The sequence below is a fragment of the Nonomuraea sp. B5E05 genome (assembly GCF_039880665.1).
Lineage (GTDB): Bacteria > Actinomycetota > Actinomycetes > Streptosporangiales > Streptosporangiaceae > Nonomuraea.
This window is the reverse complement of the sequence record NZ_JBDPMJ010000015.1, coordinates 112666-132772: the sequence shown is the minus strand read 5'-3', so window position 1 is coordinate 132772 and position 20107 is coordinate 112666. Positions and strand designations below refer to the sequence as shown.

Below are 20107 nucleotides of genomic sequence, written 5' to 3'. Positions count from 1 at the left end.
GACGAACCCTGATCATCAGGCAACTCTCCGGAAGACGACGGTGGCACGGTAACGGCCGTCGCCCTCCGGCTCGGGCTCGGCTTCGGCGCTGATCACGTCCAGCTCGGTTCCGGGGCCGAAGAAGTCGAGCGCCCGCGCCACGGCGTGCTCTCGGATCTCGTCCGGGGTCGTTGCGCTCACCGTGACGCGCAGGGTAAGCGGGAACGATCTCACGCTCATGATGATCTTCTCTCGCAGAGGGGATGATCCACTTTTGAGAGTAACATAACTCGGATTATGTTCCGATCTTATCGATCTTGAAACGGGAAATGATCAGCAGAGCTGGACGGCAACATAGCGATTCGATCACGACGCTCGAAGGCCGGCACGGCACCACGATGCAGTTGGGGCATGAGCAAGGAGCCTCACACCCGCTCGCGGTACGCAGCCTTTTGATCATCCGTGCGCACAAAGCCGATCCTGCAAACCGCGACAAAGGCGACAGCCTTGATCGGCATTGCGCTCACCACCGCCACGATCTTCGCACCGTGCACGACGTGCTCGTCACCCGCGACGGCACCCCGCTGTCGGACATCCCAGCCGGCTCGGTCATCGGCACCAGCTCGGTACGGCGGCGCGCCCAACTCCACATGTACCGGCCCGACCTGCGGTCGGAGCGCATCCGTGGCAACGTCAACAGCCGCCTGGACAAGCTCCTCATCGCTCGCCTCCAGCCGCGCGCACGGTCGGGCAGGCCCGCCCGGTCGAGCCGCGCCTGCCGCCGCGCGCCACCTCGAACACATCACCGGCCGGATCTCCGGGCTGGGCTCCGTCACGACCAGCGTCGTCTACTCCAGTCCGCTTCAGAACCGCGCCGTCACCACGACCGCACGGCGCAGCGCGCCGCGGGTTTTCCGCCGTCTGCGGTGACCGGCCGCCGCAGATGAGACGGCACGTGAAAGGCCATCGGCTGCTTCGCCGATGGCCTTTCACGTGCGCCCTCGATGCGGGCCTCAGCTCCTGGAACCGGGCGCCGGCCCGGCCATGGTGTCAGCCGCCCTCGCGGTCACCACCCGGTCAGATCGCCATCCGTCGGCCACCACTCGTCGTGGTCGTTGTTGGCGCCGTCCTGCTCGGGGCCGCGCTGGTCGAAGTCATGGTTCTCGAAGTCGTGGTTCTCGAAGTCGTGGTTCTCGAAGTCGTGGTCCTTGAAGTCGTGGTCCTTGAAGTTGTGGTCCTTGAAGTCGTGGTCCTTGAACTTGTGGTCCTTGAAGTCGTGGTCCTTGACGTCCTTCTTCTTGACGACCTTGACCTTGACGTCGTCCTGGAGGTGGCGGCGGTGCCTGTTCTTGTTGCGGTTGAGGTTGTGGACGATGATGTCGATCTTGGGCGGGCGCCAGCGCGGGCTGCGCAGGATCGGCTTCTCCCTCACGACGCGCCTCGGCTTCGAGACGTGCCGGACCGGCGCGGACGGCGGGCCACCGGCCTCGACGGCGACGTAGCCCGCGCTCGCGCTGGCCACCCCCTGGCCCAGTGGAAGGAACATGCCACCGGCGACGGCGCCGGCCAGAGCTAGTACCGCGAACCGCCCATGGCGCGGCGTCCGCGATTGCCGACTTCTAGTATTCACGAGCTCGTTTCCATTCATGGATAGATCAGCCGAAACCAGGCACCCACCTCGGGTGCTCCGACGGAAGCAGACGTACCCATGCACATATTCTCAGCTACCTCTATAAACCCAAACGTCCCGTCAAAACCCAAACGTCTAACAATGATCTGGACAGCATTTACTGGTTTGGGGGCATATTCCTAGGGTCTTTGCGTCGGAGGTGCGCTGTGCGAAATCTCAGAACGTGAAGCGCGGCGCCGAGGCGGTCAGGAGGACGGGTTCCGGAGTCGCCCGCCAGAGGGCGCGCACCTCACCGGCCAGTCCGGCGGTGAGCGCCTCGATGTCCGCGCGTGCCGTGCCGTGCAGGGCCTCCGCGACGATCAGAACGTCGGTCGTGGTGTCGCGTACGGCCGACCGGCCGCTCTGGCGGTTGGTCCAGCGGCGTGCGTGGGCCATCGCATCGGCGTCGGCGAAGACGACCTCACCGGCCGGCGGGCGCTCCGTCTCGCCGGAGAAGGTCACGTACGTCTCATCACCCGCCGCGTACCGGACCTCGACGTAGGAGGAGATCCGGGAGACGTCGAAGACGGCCACCGGGACCGCGTACGCGAGGGACACCGCGTTGCACAGGTCGATCAGCGGGTGCAACCGCGGCAGCGCGCCCTCCTTCCTGAAGCGGCGCAGCAGCGACTCCGAGGCGCAGCGGTACTGCGTCGGCTTCAGACCCATCGCCGAGAACGCCCGGCGCCACGCCCTGATCTCCGGCAACTCGCCCTCGGAGGCAGTGGCCAGGCGCTTGGCGGCGATCTCGCGGTAGTGCGCGAGCCGGTCGTCCACGCGGACGTCCCTGGTGACGCCGGCCACGGACATCACCCCCGGGACCAGCTCGGGAAAGTCGCGCCAGATGTCGGTCGAATGCTGGAAGTGCACGGTCACCTCGTCGTCTCGGCCAGGGAGGACGGGCCGATCACAATACCCGCACCCCGGTGCGGGAACGCGGAAGGCGCGACACGGACGCGCCGGACGCGCGCGCGGCCGAGGCCGTCCCGCCGCTCACCAGTGCCACGCGCGAGGACCGCTCGTCAGCGCCACTCTCCAGGACCGCTCATCAAGGCCGCCCTGCCGGCCGGCTGGACCCGGCCCGCGGGACCGCACGCTGGAGATCATCTTTGCCGGGTGCCGCGCCTGAGCCGGTAGAGGACGTGGCGGCGCAACGGGCTGTTCCCGGGGACCCTCGGGTGGTCGAAGTCCTCGGCCGGGTCGCGGGTCATGCCCAGGCGCTCCATCACGGCACGCGAGCGCGCGTTGCGCACGGCCGTCATGGAGATGATGGCCTCGAGCCCTGCCTCGGCGAACGCGTACGAGGCGGCCCGCCTGGCCGCCTCGGTGGCGTAGCCGTGCCCCCACGCCGGGCGGGCCAGCCGCCAGCCGATCTCCACGGCGGGCAGGAAGGGAGCGTCGAACGTCTGCAGGACCAGCCCGGCGAAGCCGATGAAGAGCCCGCTCTCGCGCACCTCCAGCGCCCACAGCCCGTAGCCGTGCCGGTCGAAGCCCTGCTCGATCCGGTCGATCATGGTGTCGCTCTGCTCCCGGGTGAGGGTCGCGGGGAAGTGCTCCATCACCTCGGGGTCGGCGTTCATGGCGGCGAAGGGCGCCCGGTCCGTGTCGCGCCATCTGCGCATGATCAGCCGCTCGGTGTCCACCCGGGTCAGAGTACCCGGCTCAGGAACGCCTTCGTCCGCGGGCTGGCCGGGCTGTCGAGCACGTCCGCGGGGGTGCCCGACTCGACCACGACGCCGTCGTCCATGAACACCACCCGGTCGGCCACCTCCCGCGCGAACCCGACCTCGTGGGTCACCACGATCATGGTCAGGCCGTCCTCCGCCAGGCCCTTCATCACCGCGAGCACCTCGCCGACGAGCTCGGGGTCGAGGGCGCTGGTCGGCTCGTCGAACAACATCAGCTTGGGCCGCATCGCCAGCGCGCGGGCGATGGCGACGCGCTGCTGCTGCCCGCCGGACAGCTGGCGGGGGTAGGCGCCCGCCTTGTCCTCCAGCCCGACACGGCGCAGCAGCGCGTGCGCGCGTTCCCTGGCCTGGTCGCGGGGTTCGCCGCGGACGCCGACGGGGGCCTCGATGACGTTCTGCACCACGGTGAAGTGCGGGAAGAGGTTGAACTGCTGGAAGACCATGCCGATCTCCCTGCGCTGGCGGGTGATCTCCCGCTTGCGCAGGTGCCGCACCCGGTCTCCGGACGCCTCGAACCCGATCAACTCCCCGTCGACGTGGATGGAGCCGCCGTCGATGGTCTCCAGGTGGTTGACGCAGCGCAGGAACGTCGACTTGCCCGACCCGGACGGCCCCAGGACGACCACGACCTCCCCTTGCCGCACCTCCAGGTCGATGCCTTTGAGCACCTCCAGGTGACCGAAGTGTTTGCGCACGCCGCGGGCGCGGACCATGGGTACGGTCACGAGGGCACCTCCGGGGTGGGGCGGCGGCGGAAGGTCAGGAACGACCAGAAACTCTGCGGGGCGTTCCTGGTGGCGCCGCGCGCGTAGTGGCGCTCGATGAACGACTGGCCGACGTACAGGATCGAGGTGATCACCAAGTACCAGACACAGGCGACGATCAGCAGCGGGATGGTCTGGAACGTACGGTTGTAGATGGACTGCACGGTGTAGAGCAGGTCCGCCAGCGCGATGACGCTGACCAGCGACGTGGCCTTCAACATGCTGATGACCTGGCTGCCGGTGGGCGGGATGATGAAGCGCATCGCCTGGGGCAGCACGATTCTGCGGAAGGTCCTGGCGCCGCTCATGCCCAGCGCGGAGGCGGCCTCGGTCTGGCCGTGGTCGACCGACATGAGACCGCCGCGGATGATCTCCGCCATGTAGGCGCCCTCGTTGAGGCCGAGGCCGAGGATGGCGGCGAGCAGCGGAGTGATGAGCACGTTGGTGTCGGCGCTGACGAACTCGGGCCCGAACGGGACGCCGAACGAGATCTCCGGCAGCAGGTACGACAGGTTGTACCAGAGCACGAGCTGCACCAGCACCGGAGTGCCGCGGAAGAACCACACGTACAGGCCGCAGGCGGCCCGCGCGACCGGGTTCTCCGACAGCCGGCCGATGGCCAGGAGCACCCCGAGGACGACGCCCACGGCCATGGCGATCACGGTGAGCAGCAGCGTGGTGAAGATGCCCTGGCCGATGATCTGCGCGTTGACGTACCGGCCGACCACGTCCCACTGGAAGTTGGGGTTGGTGACCAGCAGGCTCACGAGCTGGGCGGCGAGCACGAGCAGGACGATCGAGGCGACCCAGCGCAGCGGGTGGCGGGTGCGGGCGGCGCCCGCGACGTCGACGTCGGGCAGGCTCATGATTCCGCCAGGTTCACGCCGGCCTTGTCGAGCTTGTTGTCGGACGTGCCCCACTTGTCCATGATCTTGTCGTAGGTGCCGTTGTCCATCAGCTTCTGGATGCCGTCCTTGAGCACGTCCCCCAGCGGCGAGTCCTTGGCCACTACGGCGCCCTGGTACAGGTCGTCGAACCCGTTGGACTGCCCCTTGCCGGCGAGTTCGAGCTTGCCGCCGGCCTGTTCCACGAAGTAGGTGAGCGGCGCCTGGGAGGAGAAGAACGCGTCGGCCCGTCCGGAGCTGACCGCCAGCACGGAGGTGGGCTGGTCCTTGTACGACTGGACGCTGATCTTCGGCTTGCCCTCCTTGACGCACGTCTGCGACTGGCCCTTGATCACGCTCTCGGCGGAGCCGCCGGCCATGACGGAGATCCTCAGCCCGCAGGTGTCCGCCAGGGAGCCGATCTTCTTCGGGTTGCCCTTCAGCACGGCGAAGACGACGAACTCCTTGACCCAGTCGACGAAGTCGTTGGACTTCTGCCGGTCGCGGAAGTCGCCGACGGGCCCGATGGCGAAGTCGTAGCGCCCGGAGGCGATGCCGGTGAGCGAGCTGGGCAGGCCGTCCACGGTGACGTGCTCGATCTTGACGCCGAGCAGCTGGCCGAGCGCCTCGGACATGTCGGCGGCGGCGCCGGTCAGCGACCTGCCGTCGGCCCCGGCGATCTCGTACGGAGGGAAGGAGCCGTTGTTCACCGAGACGAGCTTGCCCGCCTGCTTGGCCTTGTCGGGCAGCCGGTCGTACAGCGCCTGGTCCTTGGCCTGGGCGGCGGTCGTGCCCTGGGGCTGCTGGGAGTTCAGCACGCCCTCCGCCTCCTCGGGGTTGGCGCCGCATCCGGCCAGCAGGAGGGCCGCGCCGAGCAGGGCGGCCGTCACGCCTCTGGGCGTCGTGTGCCTAGACATGTCGCTCCAATCGTGGGTCGACGGCGAAGCGCCGGTTCTCGAGGACGGGCAGGGTGAGCCGGGCGTCGGCCAGCTCGCCGGCCGAGGCGTCGGCCCAGAGCATTCCCGGAGCGTCGCCGAGGCGGGCCCGGGTGATGCCGAGCGGGTCGACGACCATGCTGGATCCGATGTTGCGCCGGCCGCACTCGCCGGAGGCGGCCACGTAGCAGGTGTTCTCCAGGGCGCGGGCGGTGACCATGACCTCCCAGTGCCATTCCTTGGCCGGGCCGCGCACCCACGCGGTGGGCAGCGCGATGATCTGGGCGCCCTGGTCGGCCAGGAGCCTGGCCATCTCGGGGAAGCGCACGTCGTAGCAGGTCATCATGCCGACCTTCCAGCCCGCGCAGTCGATCACGACGGGGGCGTTCGTGCCGGGGACGACGTGGTCGGACTCGCGCCGGCCGAAGGCGTCGTACAGGTGCAGCTTGGTGTAGGTGGCGACGAGCTCGCCGTCCCTGGCGGCGACCAGGACGTTGTGGACGCGGCCGTCGCCGGCGGGGGTGTGCACGCCGGCGATCACGGTGGTGGCGGAGCCGCGCGTGCGCTCGACCAGCCCGCTGACGAACGGCCCGTCGAGGGGCTGCGCGGCCTGCCTGATGCGGGCGGGCTCGTCGACGAAGAGCGCGAGCGAACCCTCGGGCAGCACCAGCAGGCCGGCGTCGCCCGCCACGGCCTGGTCGATCAGGGCCTGGCAGGTCTTGAGGTTCTGGGTCCAGTCCTCCGCGGAGGCGAACTGCCCGACGGCGATTCTCATGCGGCGAAGACCTCCTCGGTCCCGATGGGGCGGGACGAGATGCCCTGGGCGTGCAGCTCGTCGCAGAAGGCGGCGACCATGGCCGCGTTCGGGGCGGCGCCGTACGGCATCCAGTCGTGGCCGAAGGTCAGCGCCGTCGCGGTCAGGTCGGACAGCAGCCACGGCGTGGTGTCGGCGAGCAGCCGCCGCCGGGCCAGCCAGTGCCGCTTGGAGTGCTCGAACACGTCCTGGACGGCCTGCGGCAGCCACGGGTGGCGCTCGACGCTTTCGCGCTTGAGCGTGACCAGGTGGATGCCGGGCACGAAGCCGGTCCGCTCGTAGTAGGCGAGCTCGGCGGAGCGGTGGTCGGGCAGCAGGTGGCGCAGGCGGCTCTCTGGGGTGAAGAGTTCCGGAGGCATGAACGGCGTCATGATCGCGTCGTAGCGGCCGGCCGCGAGCCCTTCTGCGAGCCCTTCGTCCGTCAGCGAGACGTTGCCGGGGAGCGGGACCGGGCCGGTCCTGTCCTTGCCGGTCTCGCCTGCGGTCAGCGGGCCGACCGTCCAGTCGATGCCGCCGAGGTCCACGCCCGCGGCTCTGAGCAGGGCGCGGGTCCAGGTGTTGCCCGAGTCGGGCCAGCCGGTGAGCCCGACGCGGGCGCCCTTGAGCTCCTCCAGCGAGGTCAGCTCGCTGTCGCGGCGGACGAGGACGCAGCGGTGCCGGAAAGCGCGCATGACGAAGACGGGCAGGCCCACGAGCCGGTCGTCGCCGGCGGCGCGGCCGAGCACGTATCTGCTGAACGAGGTCTCGCCACCGTCCAGCCCCGGCTCGCTCAGCACGTCCGGCGTGACGGCGCGCGAGTCGAGGTCGAGAGCGAAACCCTCGGGCTTGACCGCCCCCGTCGCGACCGGCACGAGGTGGTCCCAGTCCCGCGCCGCCAGCCGAATCCGAACCTCGACCACAAACCCCCCAAACGACATTAGTTGCCCCGAATTGCGATGAACCATATGTTCAGGGGAAAGGCCAACACAAGACGATCTTTGTTGCTGAACAAAGATTTGCGGAACCCATGGGGGTGGAGTGGACGCCGCATGGCTGGCGGAACGCATCGGCGAACCGAGCGCTCGCGGGATCGCGACCGCCCTGACCGACCTGATCAGGCAGGGCACAGTGACCGCCGACACCCGCCTGCCGACCGTGCGCGCCCTGGCCAGGGAGCTGCGGGTCAGCTCGGGAACCGTCGCCGAGGCCTGGTCGGAGCTGCGCCGGCACGGGATGATCCGCACCGACCGCCGCAGGGGCACGGTGGTGCTCGGCCCGCCCGACGTGCCGCGCCCCATCCGGTACGAGCGCATCGGCCACTTCGGCGACCGGCTGGCCATCGACCTGGCGATCGCCTCCCCCGACCCGGCGCTGCTGCCGCCGCTGGAGACCGCCCTGGCCGCCGCCGCCCGCACCGACCGGCTCAACGACTACACGCGCGAGACGATCACGCCGCGGTTGCGCGCCGCCGTGGAGCCGGACTGGCCGTTCGCCGCGCAGGGCTGGCTCGCGGTCGGCGGCGGCTACGAGGGGGTGCAGCTGCTCTGCCAGACCGCGGCCCTGCCCGGCGACCGGATCGCGATCGAGGAGCCGACGGCGGCGCGGCTGCTGGACATCCTGGAGACGATCGGCGTCCAGATCATCCCGGTCGCCTGCGACGAGGACGGCCCGCTGCCCGGAGCGCTGGACAGAGCCCTGCGGGCCAGGCCGGTGGCGTTCGTGTACCAGCCGCGCGGCCAGTCGCCCTGCGGCCACGCCGTCACCCCGGAGCGCTCCGCCGAGCTGGCCGCCCTGCTGGAGCCCACGGCGACCCTCATCGTCGAGGACGACGGGATCGGCGAGCTGTCGGTCTCGCCGATGGTGAGCATGGGGACGCGCTTCCCCGACCGTACGGTGCTCGTGCGGTCGTACTCCAAGTCCCACGGCCCCGACCTGCGCATCGCGATCGTCGGCGGGGCGGCCGAGGCCGTGGAGCGGGTGCGCGTGCTGCGGAGCTTCGGCACCGGCTGGACCAGCAGGATCCTGCAGGACGCGCTGGCCCACCTGCTCGGCGACGCCGCGGCACGGGCCGGCGTCGAACGCGCCCGTGACACCTACGCGGGCCGGCGCGCGCGGCTGGCCGCGGAACTGTCCGCCCGCGGCGTTCGCACGGGCGGGCGCGACGGCCTGGTGTTGTGGGTACCGGTACGCGAGGAGTCGGCGGCGCTGGTCACCCTCGCGGCTCACGGGATCTCGGCGGCCCCGGGCAGCCGCTACGTGATCGACCCCGCACCCGCCCCCCACCTGCGCCTCGCCACGGCCCGGCTCACCGACGACCCCGGCGAGCTCGCGGAGCTGGCCGACGTGATCGCGCTGGCCGCCACGGGCTCGCGCCTCAGCACCTCGACGTGATCGCACCGGCCGCCACAGGCTCGCGGCTCAGCGCCTCGACCTGATCCCCGTCAGCCGGCGCAGGCACCGCCGGACCGAGCGATCAAGCCCCCGCCAGGCGGCCGCGGCGGGCCGTCACGCGTAGAAGACGCGCTCCACCACCTGGCGGGCGCGGCGCGTCACGCGGCGGTAGTCGTCGAGGAAGTCCTCGGAGCCGTCCGGCGGGTAGCCGAGCGCCTGCGCGATCAGCCCGCGCTCCCCCGAGTCGCGCGGCACGCTGTCGCCCGGCCTGCCCTTGACCAGCATGATCGCGTCTCGGATGCGGGAGGCGAAACGCCACGCCTCGGCGAGCACCTCCTCGTCCGCCTGGTCGAGCAGCCCCTCCGCCACGGCCGCGCGCAACGCCTCCAGCGTACGGGTGGTGCGCAGGGACGGCAGCGCGCCCGCGTGGCGCAGTTGCAGGAGCTGGGCCACCCACTCCACGTCGGACAGGCCGCCGGGGCCGAGCTTCGTGTGCAGGGCAGGGTCGGCGCCGCGCGGCAGGCGCTCGGCCTCCATGCGGGCCTTGAGCCGCCTGATCTCCCTTACGGCGTCGTCGGGCAGGCCGTGCTGCGGGTAGCGCAGCTCGTCGATCATCGCGACGAACGCGGCGCCCAGCTCGGGATCGCCGGCCGAGAACCTGGCCCGCAGCAGCGCCTGCGCCTCCCACGGCGACGACCAGCGCGCGTAGTAGGCGCGGTAGGAGGCCAGCGTGCGCACCAGCGGGCCCTGCCGCCCCTCCGGCCGCAGGTCGGGGTCGATGGCCAGCGGCGGGTCGGGGGCGGGCAGCGACAGCAGCCTGCGCAGCTCGTTGGCCACGGCGTGGGCGGCGTCGGTGGCCTCGCGCTCGTCCACCCCCGGCAGCGGCGAGTGCACGAACATGACGTCGGCGTCGCTGGCGTAGGAGCACTCCATGCCGCCGAGCCGGCCCATCGCGACGATCGCGAACGAGGTGACCTGCGCGGCCCTGTCAGAAGCGGCGCCGAGCGCGGCGTCGAGCGCGGCCTGGAGGGTCACGTCGGTCAGCCGCGACAGCGCCGTGCCCACCGTCTCGATGTCGATGAGCCCGGAGATGTCGGCGACGGCCGTACGGAACAGCTCTTTGCGCCGCAGCGCCCGCACGGCCGCGACGGCGTTCTCCGGGCCACCCGCGTGCCGTGACACCGCGGCGGACGCCTCGCCCAGCAGTGACTCCCGCGAGCGCACGGCCAGTTCCTCGTCCGAGCCCAGCATCGCCACCGCGTCGGGCGCGTGCATGAGCAGGCCGGTCGCGTAGCGGCTGGTGCCGAGCACGCGCGCTATCCTGGCCGCCACCGCCGTCTCGTCGCGCAGCAGCCGCAAGTACCACGGCGTGCTGCCCAGCTTGTCGCTGACCTGGCGGAACCCGAGCAGCGCCGCGTCCGGGTCGGGCGTGTCGGCGAACCAGCCGAGCATGACGGGCAGCAGCGTGCGCTGGATCGCGGCCCGCCTGGACACTCCCGTGGTCAGTGCGGCGAGGTGGCGCAGCGCGCCGGTGGGGTCGTCGTAGCCGAGCGCCTCCAGCCTGGCCGCGGCGGCCGACGTCGACAGGCGCGCCTCCGACTCCGGCAGCCGGGCCACGGCCTGCAGCAGCGGGCGGTAGAAGAGCTTCTCGTGCAGCCGCCGCGCCTCCATCGCGTGCCGCCGCCACCTGGCGGTGAACTCCCCCACCGGGTCGGCCGGCATGCCCAGCGCCCGGCCCAGCCTGCGCAGATCGGCCTCGTCCTCCGGCACGATGTGCGTACGCCGCAGCCGGTGCAGCTGCAGCAGGTGCTCGACCCGGCGCAGGAACGCGTACGCCTCCGCGAGGCCGCGCGAGTCGTCACGCCCGACGTAGCCGCCGCGGGAGAGCGCGGCCAGGGCGGGCAGCGTGCCCCGGCGGCGCAGCAGCGGGTCGAGCCTGCCGTGCACGAGCTGCAGCAGCTGCACCGCGAACTCGATGTCGCGCAACCCGCCAGGGCCCAGCTTGAGCTGGCGCTCGCCCTCGGCGCGCACATGCGCCTCCACCCGGCGGCGCATCGCCTGCACGTCCTCGACGAAGTGCTCGCGGGTGGCCGCCGACCAGACCAGCTCGTTGACCGCCTCGACGTAGGCCGCGCCCAGCTCCAGGTCGCCGGCCACCGGCCGGGCTTTCAGCAGCGCTTGGAACTCCCACGTCTTCGCCCAGCGCCGGTAGTAGGCCAGGTGGCTGGCCAGCGTGCGTACCAGCGGCCCCGACCGGCCCTCCGGCCGCAACCCGGCGTCCACCTCCCACAGCGAGCCCTCGGGGGTGGTCGCGGTGCAGGCCCGCATCATGGCCTGGGCCAGCCGGGTCGCCGAGCGCAGCGCCTTCGCCTCGTCGGCGCCCTCCCGCGGCTCGGCCACGAAGATCACGTCGACGTCGCTGATGTAGTTGAGCTCCCGGGCGCCGCACTTGCCCATGCCGATCACGGCCAGGCGCACGTCGGCGGCGTCGACCTCGGCCCGCGCGATGGCCAGCGCGGCCTCAAGCGCCGCGCCCGCCAGGTCGGACAGCTCCGCCATGACCTCCGCCGGCGTGACCTGGCCGGTGAGGTCGCGCGCGGCCAGATGCATCACCCTGCCCCGGTAGGCCACCCGCAGCGCCGTGAGCGCCCCGGCCCCGTCCCGCTTCTGCGCATGCGGCCCGTCGGCGCCGACCGCCCGGAGGAGCTCCTCGCGCGGGTCGCCCAGGCGGGGTTCGGCGAGCAGCGCCACCTGCTCCGGGTGGCGTACCAGGTGTTCGCCGAGCGCCTCGCTGACCCCGAGCACGGCGACGAGCCTGGCCCTCAGCTCGCCGTCGGCGCGTAGCTTTCCCGGCACGGACGGGTCGCGCTCGGCCAGGCGGGCCAGCGAGGCCAGCGCCTGGTCGGGGTCGGCCACGTCGACCAGCGACTCCAGCAGGTCGTCCAGCTCGGCTCCTGCCTGGCCGACGAGCCTGGCCGCCCTGGCGCCGTCGGCGAAACCGAGCTTGGCGAGCCTGGCGGCGGTGGATTCGATCCTGGGCACCCCTCCATAGTGGCAGTTCCCCCGCCGCGGGCCGTAGCAGGCCGACCTTCGTTTCGGCCCGTGGCCGCACCAGGTCAGCGGGCGGAATCCCGGACCACGTCCGCGAACGCCCTCGCCACCGGGCGCCAGGTCGCGACGAGGTCGCCCTCGGCCGCCTTGACCTCGGCGTCGAGCTCCTCGGCCCCTTCCAGGGCCGTCTCGCCGGTCCAGGACGCGAAGATCTCGGGGGTGGCCTCCGGGTGGAACTGCACCGCCCAGGCGGCATCCCCGAGCCGGTAGGCCTGGTGAGGGTACGGAGAGCCGGTCATCAACGGCACCGCGCCGCCGGGCGGCCGCGTGATGACGTCCTGGTGGTACTGCACGGCCACGGCCGTGCCGATTCCGGAGAAGAGCCGGTCGGAGGCGGCATCGGGCAGGGCGGCCACCTCGCGGGCGCCCACTTCGAACCCGTACGCGCCGCGCTCGACAGCGCCGCCGCAGGCCATGGTCAGCAATTGCGCCCCCAGGCAGATCGCCAGCGTCGGCGTGCCCTCCTCGACCGCCCGCAGCAGCAGGTCGCGGGTGGCGGGCTGCCAGGGGCTGCGCTCGTCCTCCCAGGCGGCCGCCGCGCCACCGAGCACGATCAGCCCGTCGCCCGCGCGTACGGGAATCTCATCGCCCAGGTACGGCCGCACGACGTCGAAGTCCAGCCCCAGCCATTCGCCCAGATATCCGAGCCCGGCGTCGGCCTCGTGCTGGATGACGGTAACGCTCATATCGGCCCATTATCCGGAAATTTCGTTTGGTGGCCATGTCACCTGCGTATATCCGGTCTTAGCGCTGAAAGGGGAACCCGTGAAGATCGTCGCCCTCGAGACCGTCCGGCCCGCCGTACAACCCAACCTGCTGTTCGTCCGCCTGCACACCGACACCGGGCTGACCGGGCTCGGCGAGGCGTTCTTCGGCGCGCTGACGGTGGAGGCGTACCTGCACGAGAGCGTCGCCCCCGTCCTGCTCGGCCTGGCCGGTCCCACGCCGGAACGGGTCGCCCGCCTGCTCACCCCGTACACCGGCTACCAGGGCTCCGGCGCCGAGACGCGCGGCAACGGCGCCATCGATCTCGCCCTCTGGGACCTGCTCGGACAGGCCTCGGGGCTGCCGCTCGTCGACCTGCTCGGCGGCGCCGTCCACGACGGCATGCCCATCTACAACACGTGCGCGGGCCCCGGGTACATCGCCGCCTCGGCCCGGCAGGAGAGCGGCAACTGGGGCCTGGCCACCGGCCGCTACGAGGACCTGAACGCCTTCCTCACCGACCCGGCCCGGCTCGCCCGCGACCTGCGCGAGCAGGGGATCGGCGGCATGAAGGTATGGCCGTTCGACGCCGCGGCCGAGCGTACGGGCGGCGCCGGCATCTCCCGGGCCGACCTGGACCAGGGGCTCGAGGTGATCGCCGCGATCCGGGAGGAGGCCGGCCCGGACATGAAGCTGATGGTCGAGCTGCACGGCCTGTGGAGCCGGCCCGCCGCCGAGACGATCCTGGCCGCGCTGGAGCCGTACCGGCCGTTCTGGGTGGAGGACCCGCTGCGCTCGGACGCCGCCGACGCCTACGCCCGCCTCGACTCCCCCGTGCCGGTCGCGGCCGGGGAGACGTGCGTCGGGCGGCGCGGCTTCAAGCCGCTGCTGGACTCGGGCGCCGTCGACGTCCTCACCCTGGACGTCCAGTGGACAGGCGGCCTGACCGAGGCCCGCAAGGTCGCCTCCCTCGCCGACGCCTACGGAGTGCCGGTGGCGCCGCACGACTGCACCGGGCCCGCCACGCTGGCGGGCTGCGTGCACTTCGTGTGCGGCCAGCCCAACGGGCTCATCCAGGAGACGGTCAGGGCCTTCCTGCACACCTGGTACGGGGAGCTCGTCACCGGGCTGCCCGTCATCGAGAACGGCGTCATCACACCGGGCCGCGAGCCCGGTCACGGTGTACGGCTGCGCGAGGGCGACCTGGCCGCCCAGCGGCGCGTCTCCCGCCTGTCGCCTTGAGGGCCCACGTCCGCGAGGGAGCGGCGGTGACGGTGCGGGGTCAGCGTGGGGCGATCCAGGTGGCGCGGGCCGCGGCCACCAGGGTGCCGTCGTCCTCGTAGATGGCGCTCTGCCCGAACATCTTGCGCCCGTCGCGGCCGGTCGGACGGGCCACCACGGAGTAGCGTGCGCCGGGGTGCACCGGCCGGTGAATCTGCACGCCGAGCCGCCCGAGCAGCGCGGTCTCGCCGGGGCCGAAGTGGGCCCAGCCGGTGATGCAGTCGAGCACCGCCCCGACGATCGAGGCGGGAACGCGGGCCTCATCCGTCACGTTGAACGGCACCCGCCATCCGGCCGCCACCAGGTCGGAGCCCGCCACGGGCCCTGGGAAGATGCGCAGGCCGTCGCCGGGCTCGCGCATGCCGCAGGCGAAGCACTCGGCGAACGGGTGCGCCCGCAGGCCGACGAATCCCGCCTCGGCGCGGGCGGCGTCGGTGAACGGCACGAAACCGGGGCCCTCCAGGTCTTCGGCCACGGGGATCGCCTCGACCAGGAGCCGGTCGCCGTGGGAGAGGGAGACGGAGTTGGCCACGTGTTCGAGGCGCAGCTCGGTCTCCAGCGGGGTGGGAGCGTGGAGCGTGACTTCAACGGCTGATCGGCCACCGTTCAGAGCCTCCGCCATGGTGCCCGCTATCCAGCCGCCGTTGGCGACCCCCACCGGGCCACGGAAGCGCTCGGGAACGGTCAGCACGGTCTGCAAGGCAGCCGTCGTCATGCCACACCCTCCTAGATCGCCGCATATGGCGAAAAGTCCGTAAATGTCAATAGAGGCAGGCCGATTTTACCCAGACTCCCGATTCCCGCAGATGCCGGGGGTCTCGCGGCTGATCGACACGACCTACAACGCCTCGGTGAGGTCCGTTGCTTCCCGCCCGTCGCGCGGCCATGCCGGCCATCACGCCCACCAGGGACGGTAGGCGCCCCACATCGCGCGGACGTGAGCCGGGGGTGAGAAGCAACGAAAATCGGCCTCACTCCGGACCGCTGCCGGGAGTGAGGCCGATCAAGGCGTCGGGCAGCACCCTATCCCGCCTCGTCGGCCTCCCGCGACCAATCCGCCGATACCGGCCTAGAACCACAGGCGGTCATGCCATCAGACTGTCGGGATGGATCGGCTGACCTCATGGGAGCGCCGCACGAGTACGGCACTTCTCACCATTGGCACTGCGTTTCTCCTCAGCTGGGCGATCCCCATCGTCTTGCCCGGCCTTCCGCCCTTCGTAGACCAGATGTTCTGGTACCTCCAGGTCTGCACCTACCTTCTGTTCACCACGGACTATCTGATCCGCGTCTACCTGGCTCCCCGCCGCCTACGCTTCGTGCTCAGGAACATCCCCTCGCTCCTGGTTGTGGTGCTCCCCCTCCTGCGCCCGCTCTGGCTGCTGCGCGCGCTGCTGCTCCTGCAGGTGGTCGCCGAACGGATCCAGCTCCCGCTGCGGCTACGCGCGGTCGTGTACGTGAGCGGCACCGCCGTCTTCCTGGCCCTGGTCGGCAGCATCGCCGTGCTGGACGCGGAGCAGGACAACCCCGCCGGCAACATCCAGACGATCGGCGACGCCCTGTGGTGGTCGCTCACCACGATGACCACCGTCGGGTACGGCGACCGCTTCCCCGTCACCCCGGAGGGCAGGCTGCTGGCGTCAGGGCTGATGCTGGCGGGGATCGCCCTGCTCGGTGTGGTCACCGCGGCCATCGCGTCCTGGTTCGTCGAGCGGTTCGAGCACAACGCCGCCAGGGAGCGGCGTACCGAGGCCGACGTGGCGCAGATCCTCTCCGAAATCAGCGAGCTGCGCGGGGCGGTGGACGAGCTGGCAGGCCTCCGCGACGACCAGGCCCGGCTGCACGATCGGCTGGACTCCCTGACCACACGCCTGGCCCGCTGATGCCGGCCATGCCGCGCGCCATGGCCCGGCTTCGACGAGTCTCTAAGGCACGCGGTCCCCTCGCCGGCACGGCACGGGGACCTGTACGTTGATCATTCGGGGGTGGGCCTGTGCAAGGGTCGAGATTGCGATACCCGCCCGGATCCCTGGTCATCCTGACCGGGCTCCCGGGCGCGGGCAAGACCACCCTGCTCCACCGCCTGTACGGCCTGGGCGGCGACGAGAGCCTGCCCGTCGCCGCGGGCGCGGTCGTGGTGATCGACTCGGCGCAGGCCAAGCGACACTGGCACGGCAGGCTCGGCTGGATGCCCGGCTCGGTGCGCCGCGCCCTGGTGTTCGCCACCCATGTGGGCCGCATCCGGGGGGCGCTCGCCGGCGGCCGCTCGGTCATCGCCCACAACCGGGGCTGCGCCCCGTACGTGCTGAGAGGCTTCGCGTGGCTGGCGCGGCGGCACCACGCCCGCTTGCACCTGCTCCTGCTGGACGCGTCGCCGGAGGCGGCGCTGGCCGGGCAGCGGGCCAGGGGCCGGGTGGTGGCGCCGCGCACGTTCGCCCGCCATCAGCGGCGATGGGCCGGCCTGGTCGCGCGGGTGAAGGGCGGCGACCCCAAGCCCGCGGCGGGCGGGCTGATCGTCGACAGGGCGGAGGCGGCCCTGCTGGAGGCGATCACCTTCGACGGCGGCGACGGCGACCGCCTGCGGGAGATCCGGATCACCGGATCGTCACCCGACCACGACGGATGACAGCAGGACGCGGCCATATTTTTCCACGCGGCGTGTCGATCCGGGCGCGGGCCGTTCGTGTGTGCTCACCACAGTTCCAAGGCTGAGCAGGCTCCGCCTCTGGACGGGCATCCTCACAACACGGGCAGGTAGCGGCCGAGCTCGAACTCGGTGACGGTGCGGCGGTAGTCGCGCCACTCGGCCCGCTTGTTGCGCAGGAAGAAGTCGAAGACGTGCTCGCCCAGCGTCTCGGCCACCAGCTCGCTGCGCTCCATGACGGCGATCGCCTCGTCGAGCGACCCGGGCAGCGGCTGAATGCCGAGGGCCCGCCGCTCGGCGCTGGTCAGCGTCCACACGTTGTCCTCGGCCGCGGGCGGCAGCTCGTAGCTCTCCTCGATGCCCTTCAGCCCGGCCGCCAGGATCAGCGCGAACGCCAGATAGGGGTTGCACGCCGAGTCGAGCGAGCGGAACTCGATGCGCGTCGAGCCGCCCTTGTGCGGTTTGTACATCGGCACCCGGACCAGCGCGGACCGGTTGTTGTGGCCCCAGCACACGTAGGAGGGCGCTTCGCCGCCCTGACCGGCGATGAACTCGGCGCCGCCCCAGAGCCGCTTGTAGGAGTTGACCCACTGGTTGGTGATGGCGGTGATCTCGGCGGCGTGCTTGAGCAGCCCGGCGATGAACGAGCGGCCGATCTTGGACAGGCGGTAGTCGGTGCCTGCTTCGTAGAAGGCGTTGCGGTCGCCCTCGAACAGCGACATGTGGGTGTGCATGCCGGAGCCCGGGTGCTCGGTGAACGGCTTGGGCATGAACGACGCCCAGATGCCCTGCTCCAGCGCGACCTCCTTCATGACCAGGCGGAAGGTCATGATGTTGTCGGCCGTGGTCAGCGCGTCGGCGTAGCGCAGGTCGATCTCCTGCTGGCCGGGCGCGCCCTCGTGGTGGCTGAACTCCACCGAGATGCCCATCGACTCCAGCATCATGATCGCCTGGCGCCGGAAGTCGTGGCCGGCGCTGTGGGGGGTGTGGTCGAAGTAGCCGCCCGAGTCGATCGGCTCTGGCCGCCCGCCCGGCTCGGGCCGGTTCTTCAGCAGGAAGAACTCGATCTCGGGGTGGGTGTAGAAGGTGAAGCCCATGTCGGCGCACTTGGCGAGCGTGCGCTTGAGCACCCAGCGGGGGTCGGCGTGCGACGGCGAGCCGTCGGGCATGAGGATGTCGCAGAAGATGCGCGCCGCGCCGGGCGTCTCGCTGCGCCAGGGCAGGATCTGGAACGTGGCCGGATCGGGCTTGGCGAGCATGTCGGACTCGTAGACCCGGGCGAAGCCCTCGATGGCCGAGCCGTCGAAGCCGATGCCCTCGGCGAACGCGCCCTCCAGCTCGGCGGGGGCGATCGCGACGGACTTGAGGAAGCCGAGCACGTCGGTGAACCACAGCCGGATGAACCGGATGTCGCGTTCCTCGAGCGTGCGGAGCACGAACTCCTGCTGGCGGTCCACGGCATCCCCTCAAGACGACAGTACGGGTCTCCTACCAGCATGCCGTGCCCGTGTTTCGCACACGTTACGGGGGGTGCCGGGGAGGGGCCCCGTGAAGGGGCCCGTGAACAAGCCGGTGCGAGCCTCGCTGACAAAGGGCCCGCCCCGACTTACTGTGATCACGCAGTCAGTCTCGGGGGAGGCATTGGTGGCTATCGACCTGCTCAATCACAAGCTCGATCGAGCGTTCGACCACATCGACGCTAACGGCAACGGCGTCGTCGAGCGTGAGGACCTGCTGGGTCTGGGCGCCCGCATTCTGGTGGGTTTCGGGGAGTCCCCCACCTCGGTCACCGGGGCGAGCCTTGTCGGCGGCTTCGACGGCATCTGGTCCACCTTGTCGCTGGCGCTCGAGCGCGACGGCGACTCCGGCATCGCGCGGGAGGATTTCCGCAAGGGGATGACGGCGGCGTTCGTCACCGGCGACCGCTACGACCCGGTGTTCAGGCCGGCGACGGTGGCGGTGGCGGAGTTGTGCGACGTCGACGGCGACGGGGAGGTCGGCCCCGCCGAGTTCCGTACGCTGCTGTGCGCGTTCGGAGTGGCCTACGACGACGTGGACGAGGCGTTCGACCGGCTCGACAGGGAGGGCAGGGGCACGCTCACCGTGGACGGGCTGGTCCAGGCCGCTTCCGACTACTACAGGAGCGGCGACCCCAACGCCGCGGGCAACTGGCTCTTCGGACCGCTGTGAAGACCCCGGTGAAGACGACCGTGAAGACGACCGTGAAGACGAGCGTGAACACCACCGCGAGCACCACCGTGTTCGCCACGGTGCGCACCGCGCTGCGTTCCGCGCTGACGTCCATGCTGCCCCTGCCGCGCAGGGGCCACTCGGCCGCCGTGGCGCTGCTGCCGCTCACCGAGCGGGTGCCCGCGATGGCGGCGCCGTGCCGGATGCACCCGGCCGTGTACGCGATCGAGGCCGCGGTCATCGACTGGGCCAGGCGCACCGGCCTGCGCGCCGACCCCGGCGTCGGTTTCCACCGGATGGCGGGCCGGGCCTTCGCCGAGTTCGACGCGGCCGCGGCGGCGTTGTTCGCGCAATGGCTGACGTGGCTGTTCCACCTGGACGACGAGCTGGACGAGGGGTCGTGCCGGCTGGACATCTTCGACGGCATGCTCAGGGGCGCGGCCGGCCATCCGCTGGAGGCGGCCTTCGCCGATCTGTGGCGGGTGACGAGCGCGCGGATGAGCGACCGGTGGCGGTCGAGGTTCGCGGTGGGGCTGCAGCGCCAGCACGACGCGTGCCGCACGGAGGCCGACAACAGGGCGGCCGGCCGGATGCCGACGCTGGAGGAATATCCCGAGCTCCGCAGGGGCACGGTGGGGCCCTACCTGTACGACCTGGTGGAGCCGTGCCTGCGGGTGGAGGTGCCGGGCTGGGTCCACGACGGGGAGCCCTGGCGCCGGCTGGTGGACGCCTGCAGCGACGTCACCGCGTGGTGCAACGACGTCGCCTCCCGGCCGAAGGAGCGCGGCGACGTGCACAACTTCGTCGTGCTCGCGATGCGCCAGCTCGGGCTGGGCGAGCGGGAGGCGACCGCGTGGGTGCTGGACCGGATCGCCGATCGATGTCTGGACATGCAGGAGGCGGCCAGGCGGCTGCCGCTCGCGGATCTCGCGCCGAAGGCGGCCAGGGACGTCAGCAAGGTCGCCTGCGCCTACCTGGCGGCGCCGCGCGCCCACCTCGACTGGCTCCTGGAGTCACAGCGTTACGCCTGACGCACGTTCACGGGCGCGCGTCCGTACTGGAGGGCGCCCGGG

At 71.4% G+C, this 20107-nt stretch carries 20 protein-coding genes; 7 read left to right on the top strand and 13 right to left on the bottom strand.

Going from position 1 to position 20107, the window contains the following annotated elements; translation table 11 throughout:
* Positions 1-15 precede the first annotated feature (15 nt).
* Positions 16-219 (bottom strand): hypothetical protein, encoded by a 204-nt coding sequence (locus ABGB01_RS26675; RefSeq protein ID WP_347776277.1) that lies wholly within the window; start codon positions 217-219, stop codon positions 16-18.
* A gap of 77 nt (positions 220-296) precedes the next feature.
* On the opposite strand from ABGB01_RS26675, the gene ABGB01_RS26670 reads away from it, so the two are divergent.
* Entirely contained in the window at positions 297-926 is a 630-nt protein-coding gene (locus ABGB01_RS26670) for a hypothetical protein (protein WP_347776276.1), read from the top strand.
* Between the two features lie 119 nt (positions 927-1045).
* Here ABGB01_RS26670 and ABGB01_RS26665 read toward each other — a convergent pair whose 3' ends face one another.
* From ABGB01_RS26665 to ABGB01_RS26630, 8 genes are all read right to left on the bottom strand, one after another.
* On the bottom strand, positions 1046-1525 hold the full coding sequence (locus tag ABGB01_RS26665) for a hypothetical protein (protein WP_347776275.1): 480 nt from the start codon (positions 1523-1525) through the stop codon (positions 1046-1048).
* Positions 1526-1825: 300 nt separating this feature from the next.
* Entirely contained in the window at positions 1826-2518 is a 693-nt protein-coding gene (locus tag ABGB01_RS26660; RefSeq protein ID WP_347776274.1) for a phenylalanine--tRNA ligase beta subunit-related protein, read from the bottom strand.
* 233 nt (positions 2519-2751) lie between these two features.
* Positions 2752-3291, bottom strand: a complete 540-nt coding sequence (locus ABGB01_RS26655; protein WP_347776273.1) for a GNAT family N-acetyltransferase — start codon at positions 3289-3291, stop codon at positions 2752-2754.
* 5 nt (positions 3292-3296) lie between these two features.
* On the bottom strand, positions 3297-4049 hold the full coding sequence (locus ABGB01_RS26650) for an amino acid ABC transporter ATP-binding protein (RefSeq protein WP_347776359.1): 753 nt from the start codon (positions 4047-4049) through the stop codon (positions 3297-3299).
* Between the two features lie 8 nt (positions 4050-4057).
* Positions 4058-4966, bottom strand: a complete 909-nt coding sequence (locus ABGB01_RS26645) for an amino acid ABC transporter permease (RefSeq protein ID WP_347776272.1) — start codon at positions 4964-4966, stop codon at positions 4058-4060.
* The gene (locus ABGB01_RS26640; RefSeq protein ID WP_347776271.1) at positions 4963-5901 is read right to left on the bottom strand and encodes an ABC transporter substrate-binding protein; all 939 of its coding nucleotides are present in this window, start codon (positions 5899-5901) and stop codon (positions 4963-4965) included. The genes ABGB01_RS26645 and ABGB01_RS26640 overlap by 4 nt, the downstream gene beginning before the upstream one ends.
* Entirely contained in the window at positions 5894-6694 is an 801-nt protein-coding gene (locus tag ABGB01_RS26635; protein ID WP_347776270.1) for a deaminated glutathione amidase, read from the bottom strand. The genes ABGB01_RS26640 and ABGB01_RS26635 overlap by 8 nt, the downstream gene beginning before the upstream one ends.
* On the bottom strand, positions 6691-7632 hold the full coding sequence (locus tag ABGB01_RS26630; RefSeq protein ID WP_347776269.1) for a hypothetical protein: 942 nt from the start codon (positions 7630-7632) through the stop codon (positions 6691-6693). The genes ABGB01_RS26635 and ABGB01_RS26630 overlap by 4 nt, the downstream gene beginning before the upstream one ends.
* A gap of 118 nt (positions 7633-7750) precedes the next feature.
* Between ABGB01_RS26630 and ABGB01_RS26625 the strand changes: the two genes are divergently transcribed.
* Positions 7751-9103 (top strand): PLP-dependent aminotransferase family protein, encoded by a 1353-nt coding sequence (locus ABGB01_RS26625; RefSeq protein WP_347776268.1) that lies wholly within the window; start codon positions 7751-7753, stop codon positions 9101-9103.
* 114 nt (positions 9104-9217) lie between these two features.
* Here the strand turns inward: ABGB01_RS26625 and ABGB01_RS26620 are convergent, their stop codons facing one another.
* Both ABGB01_RS26620 and ABGB01_RS26615 read right to left on the bottom strand, forming a co-directional pair.
* Complete coding sequence (locus ABGB01_RS26620; protein ID WP_347776267.1) at positions 9218-12145, bottom strand: bifunctional [glutamine synthetase] adenylyltransferase/[glutamine synthetase]-adenylyl-L-tyrosine phosphorylase; 2928 nt, start codon at positions 12143-12145, stop codon at positions 9218-9220.
* A gap of 74 nt (positions 12146-12219) precedes the next feature.
* A complete protein-coding gene (locus tag ABGB01_RS26615) occupies positions 12220-12900 on the bottom strand; it encodes a type 1 glutamine amidotransferase (protein ID WP_347776266.1) in 681 nt (226 codons plus the stop codon).
* A gap of 79 nt (positions 12901-12979) precedes the next feature.
* Between ABGB01_RS26615 and ABGB01_RS26610 the strand changes: the two genes are divergently transcribed.
* Positions 12980-14161 (top strand): mandelate racemase/muconate lactonizing enzyme family protein, encoded by a 1182-nt coding sequence (locus ABGB01_RS26610; protein ID WP_347776265.1) that lies wholly within the window; start codon positions 12980-12982, stop codon positions 14159-14161.
* A gap of 40 nt (positions 14162-14201) precedes the next feature.
* On the opposite strand, the gene ABGB01_RS26605 is transcribed toward ABGB01_RS26610, so the two are convergent.
* Positions 14202-14915, bottom strand: coding sequence for a hypothetical protein (locus tag ABGB01_RS26605; protein ID WP_347776264.1), 714 nt, complete (start codon positions 14913-14915; stop codon positions 14202-14204).
* Between the two features lie 514 nt (positions 14916-15429).
* On the opposite strand from ABGB01_RS26605, the gene ABGB01_RS26600 reads away from it, so the two are divergent.
* A complete protein-coding gene (locus tag ABGB01_RS26600) occupies positions 15430-16083 on the top strand; it encodes an ion channel (protein WP_347776263.1) in 654 nt (217 codons plus the stop codon).
* Positions 16084-16208: 125 nt separating this feature from the next.
* Complete coding sequence (locus tag ABGB01_RS26595; protein WP_347776262.1) at positions 16209-16826, top strand: AAA family ATPase; 618 nt, start codon at positions 16209-16211, stop codon at positions 16824-16826.
* Between the two features lie 113 nt (positions 16827-16939).
* Here ABGB01_RS26595 and ABGB01_RS26590 read toward each other — a convergent pair whose 3' ends face one another.
* On the bottom strand, positions 16940-18301 hold the full coding sequence (locus ABGB01_RS26590) for a glutamine synthetase family protein (RefSeq protein WP_347776261.1): 1362 nt from the start codon (positions 18299-18301) through the stop codon (positions 16940-16942).
* Positions 18302-18488: 187 nt separating this feature from the next.
* Here ABGB01_RS26590 and ABGB01_RS26585 point away from each other — a divergent pair, with 187 nt between their 5' ends.
* Together ABGB01_RS26585 and ABGB01_RS26580 are read left to right on the top strand one after the other, a co-directional pair.
* Complete coding sequence (locus ABGB01_RS26585; RefSeq protein ID WP_347776260.1) at positions 18489-19034, top strand: hypothetical protein; 546 nt, start codon at positions 18489-18491, stop codon at positions 19032-19034.
* Between the two features lie 8 nt (positions 19035-19042).
* Positions 19043-20065, top strand: a complete 1023-nt coding sequence (locus ABGB01_RS26580; RefSeq protein ID WP_347776259.1) for a terpene synthase family protein — start codon at positions 19043-19045, stop codon at positions 20063-20065.
* Positions 20066-20107 lie beyond the last annotated feature (42 nt).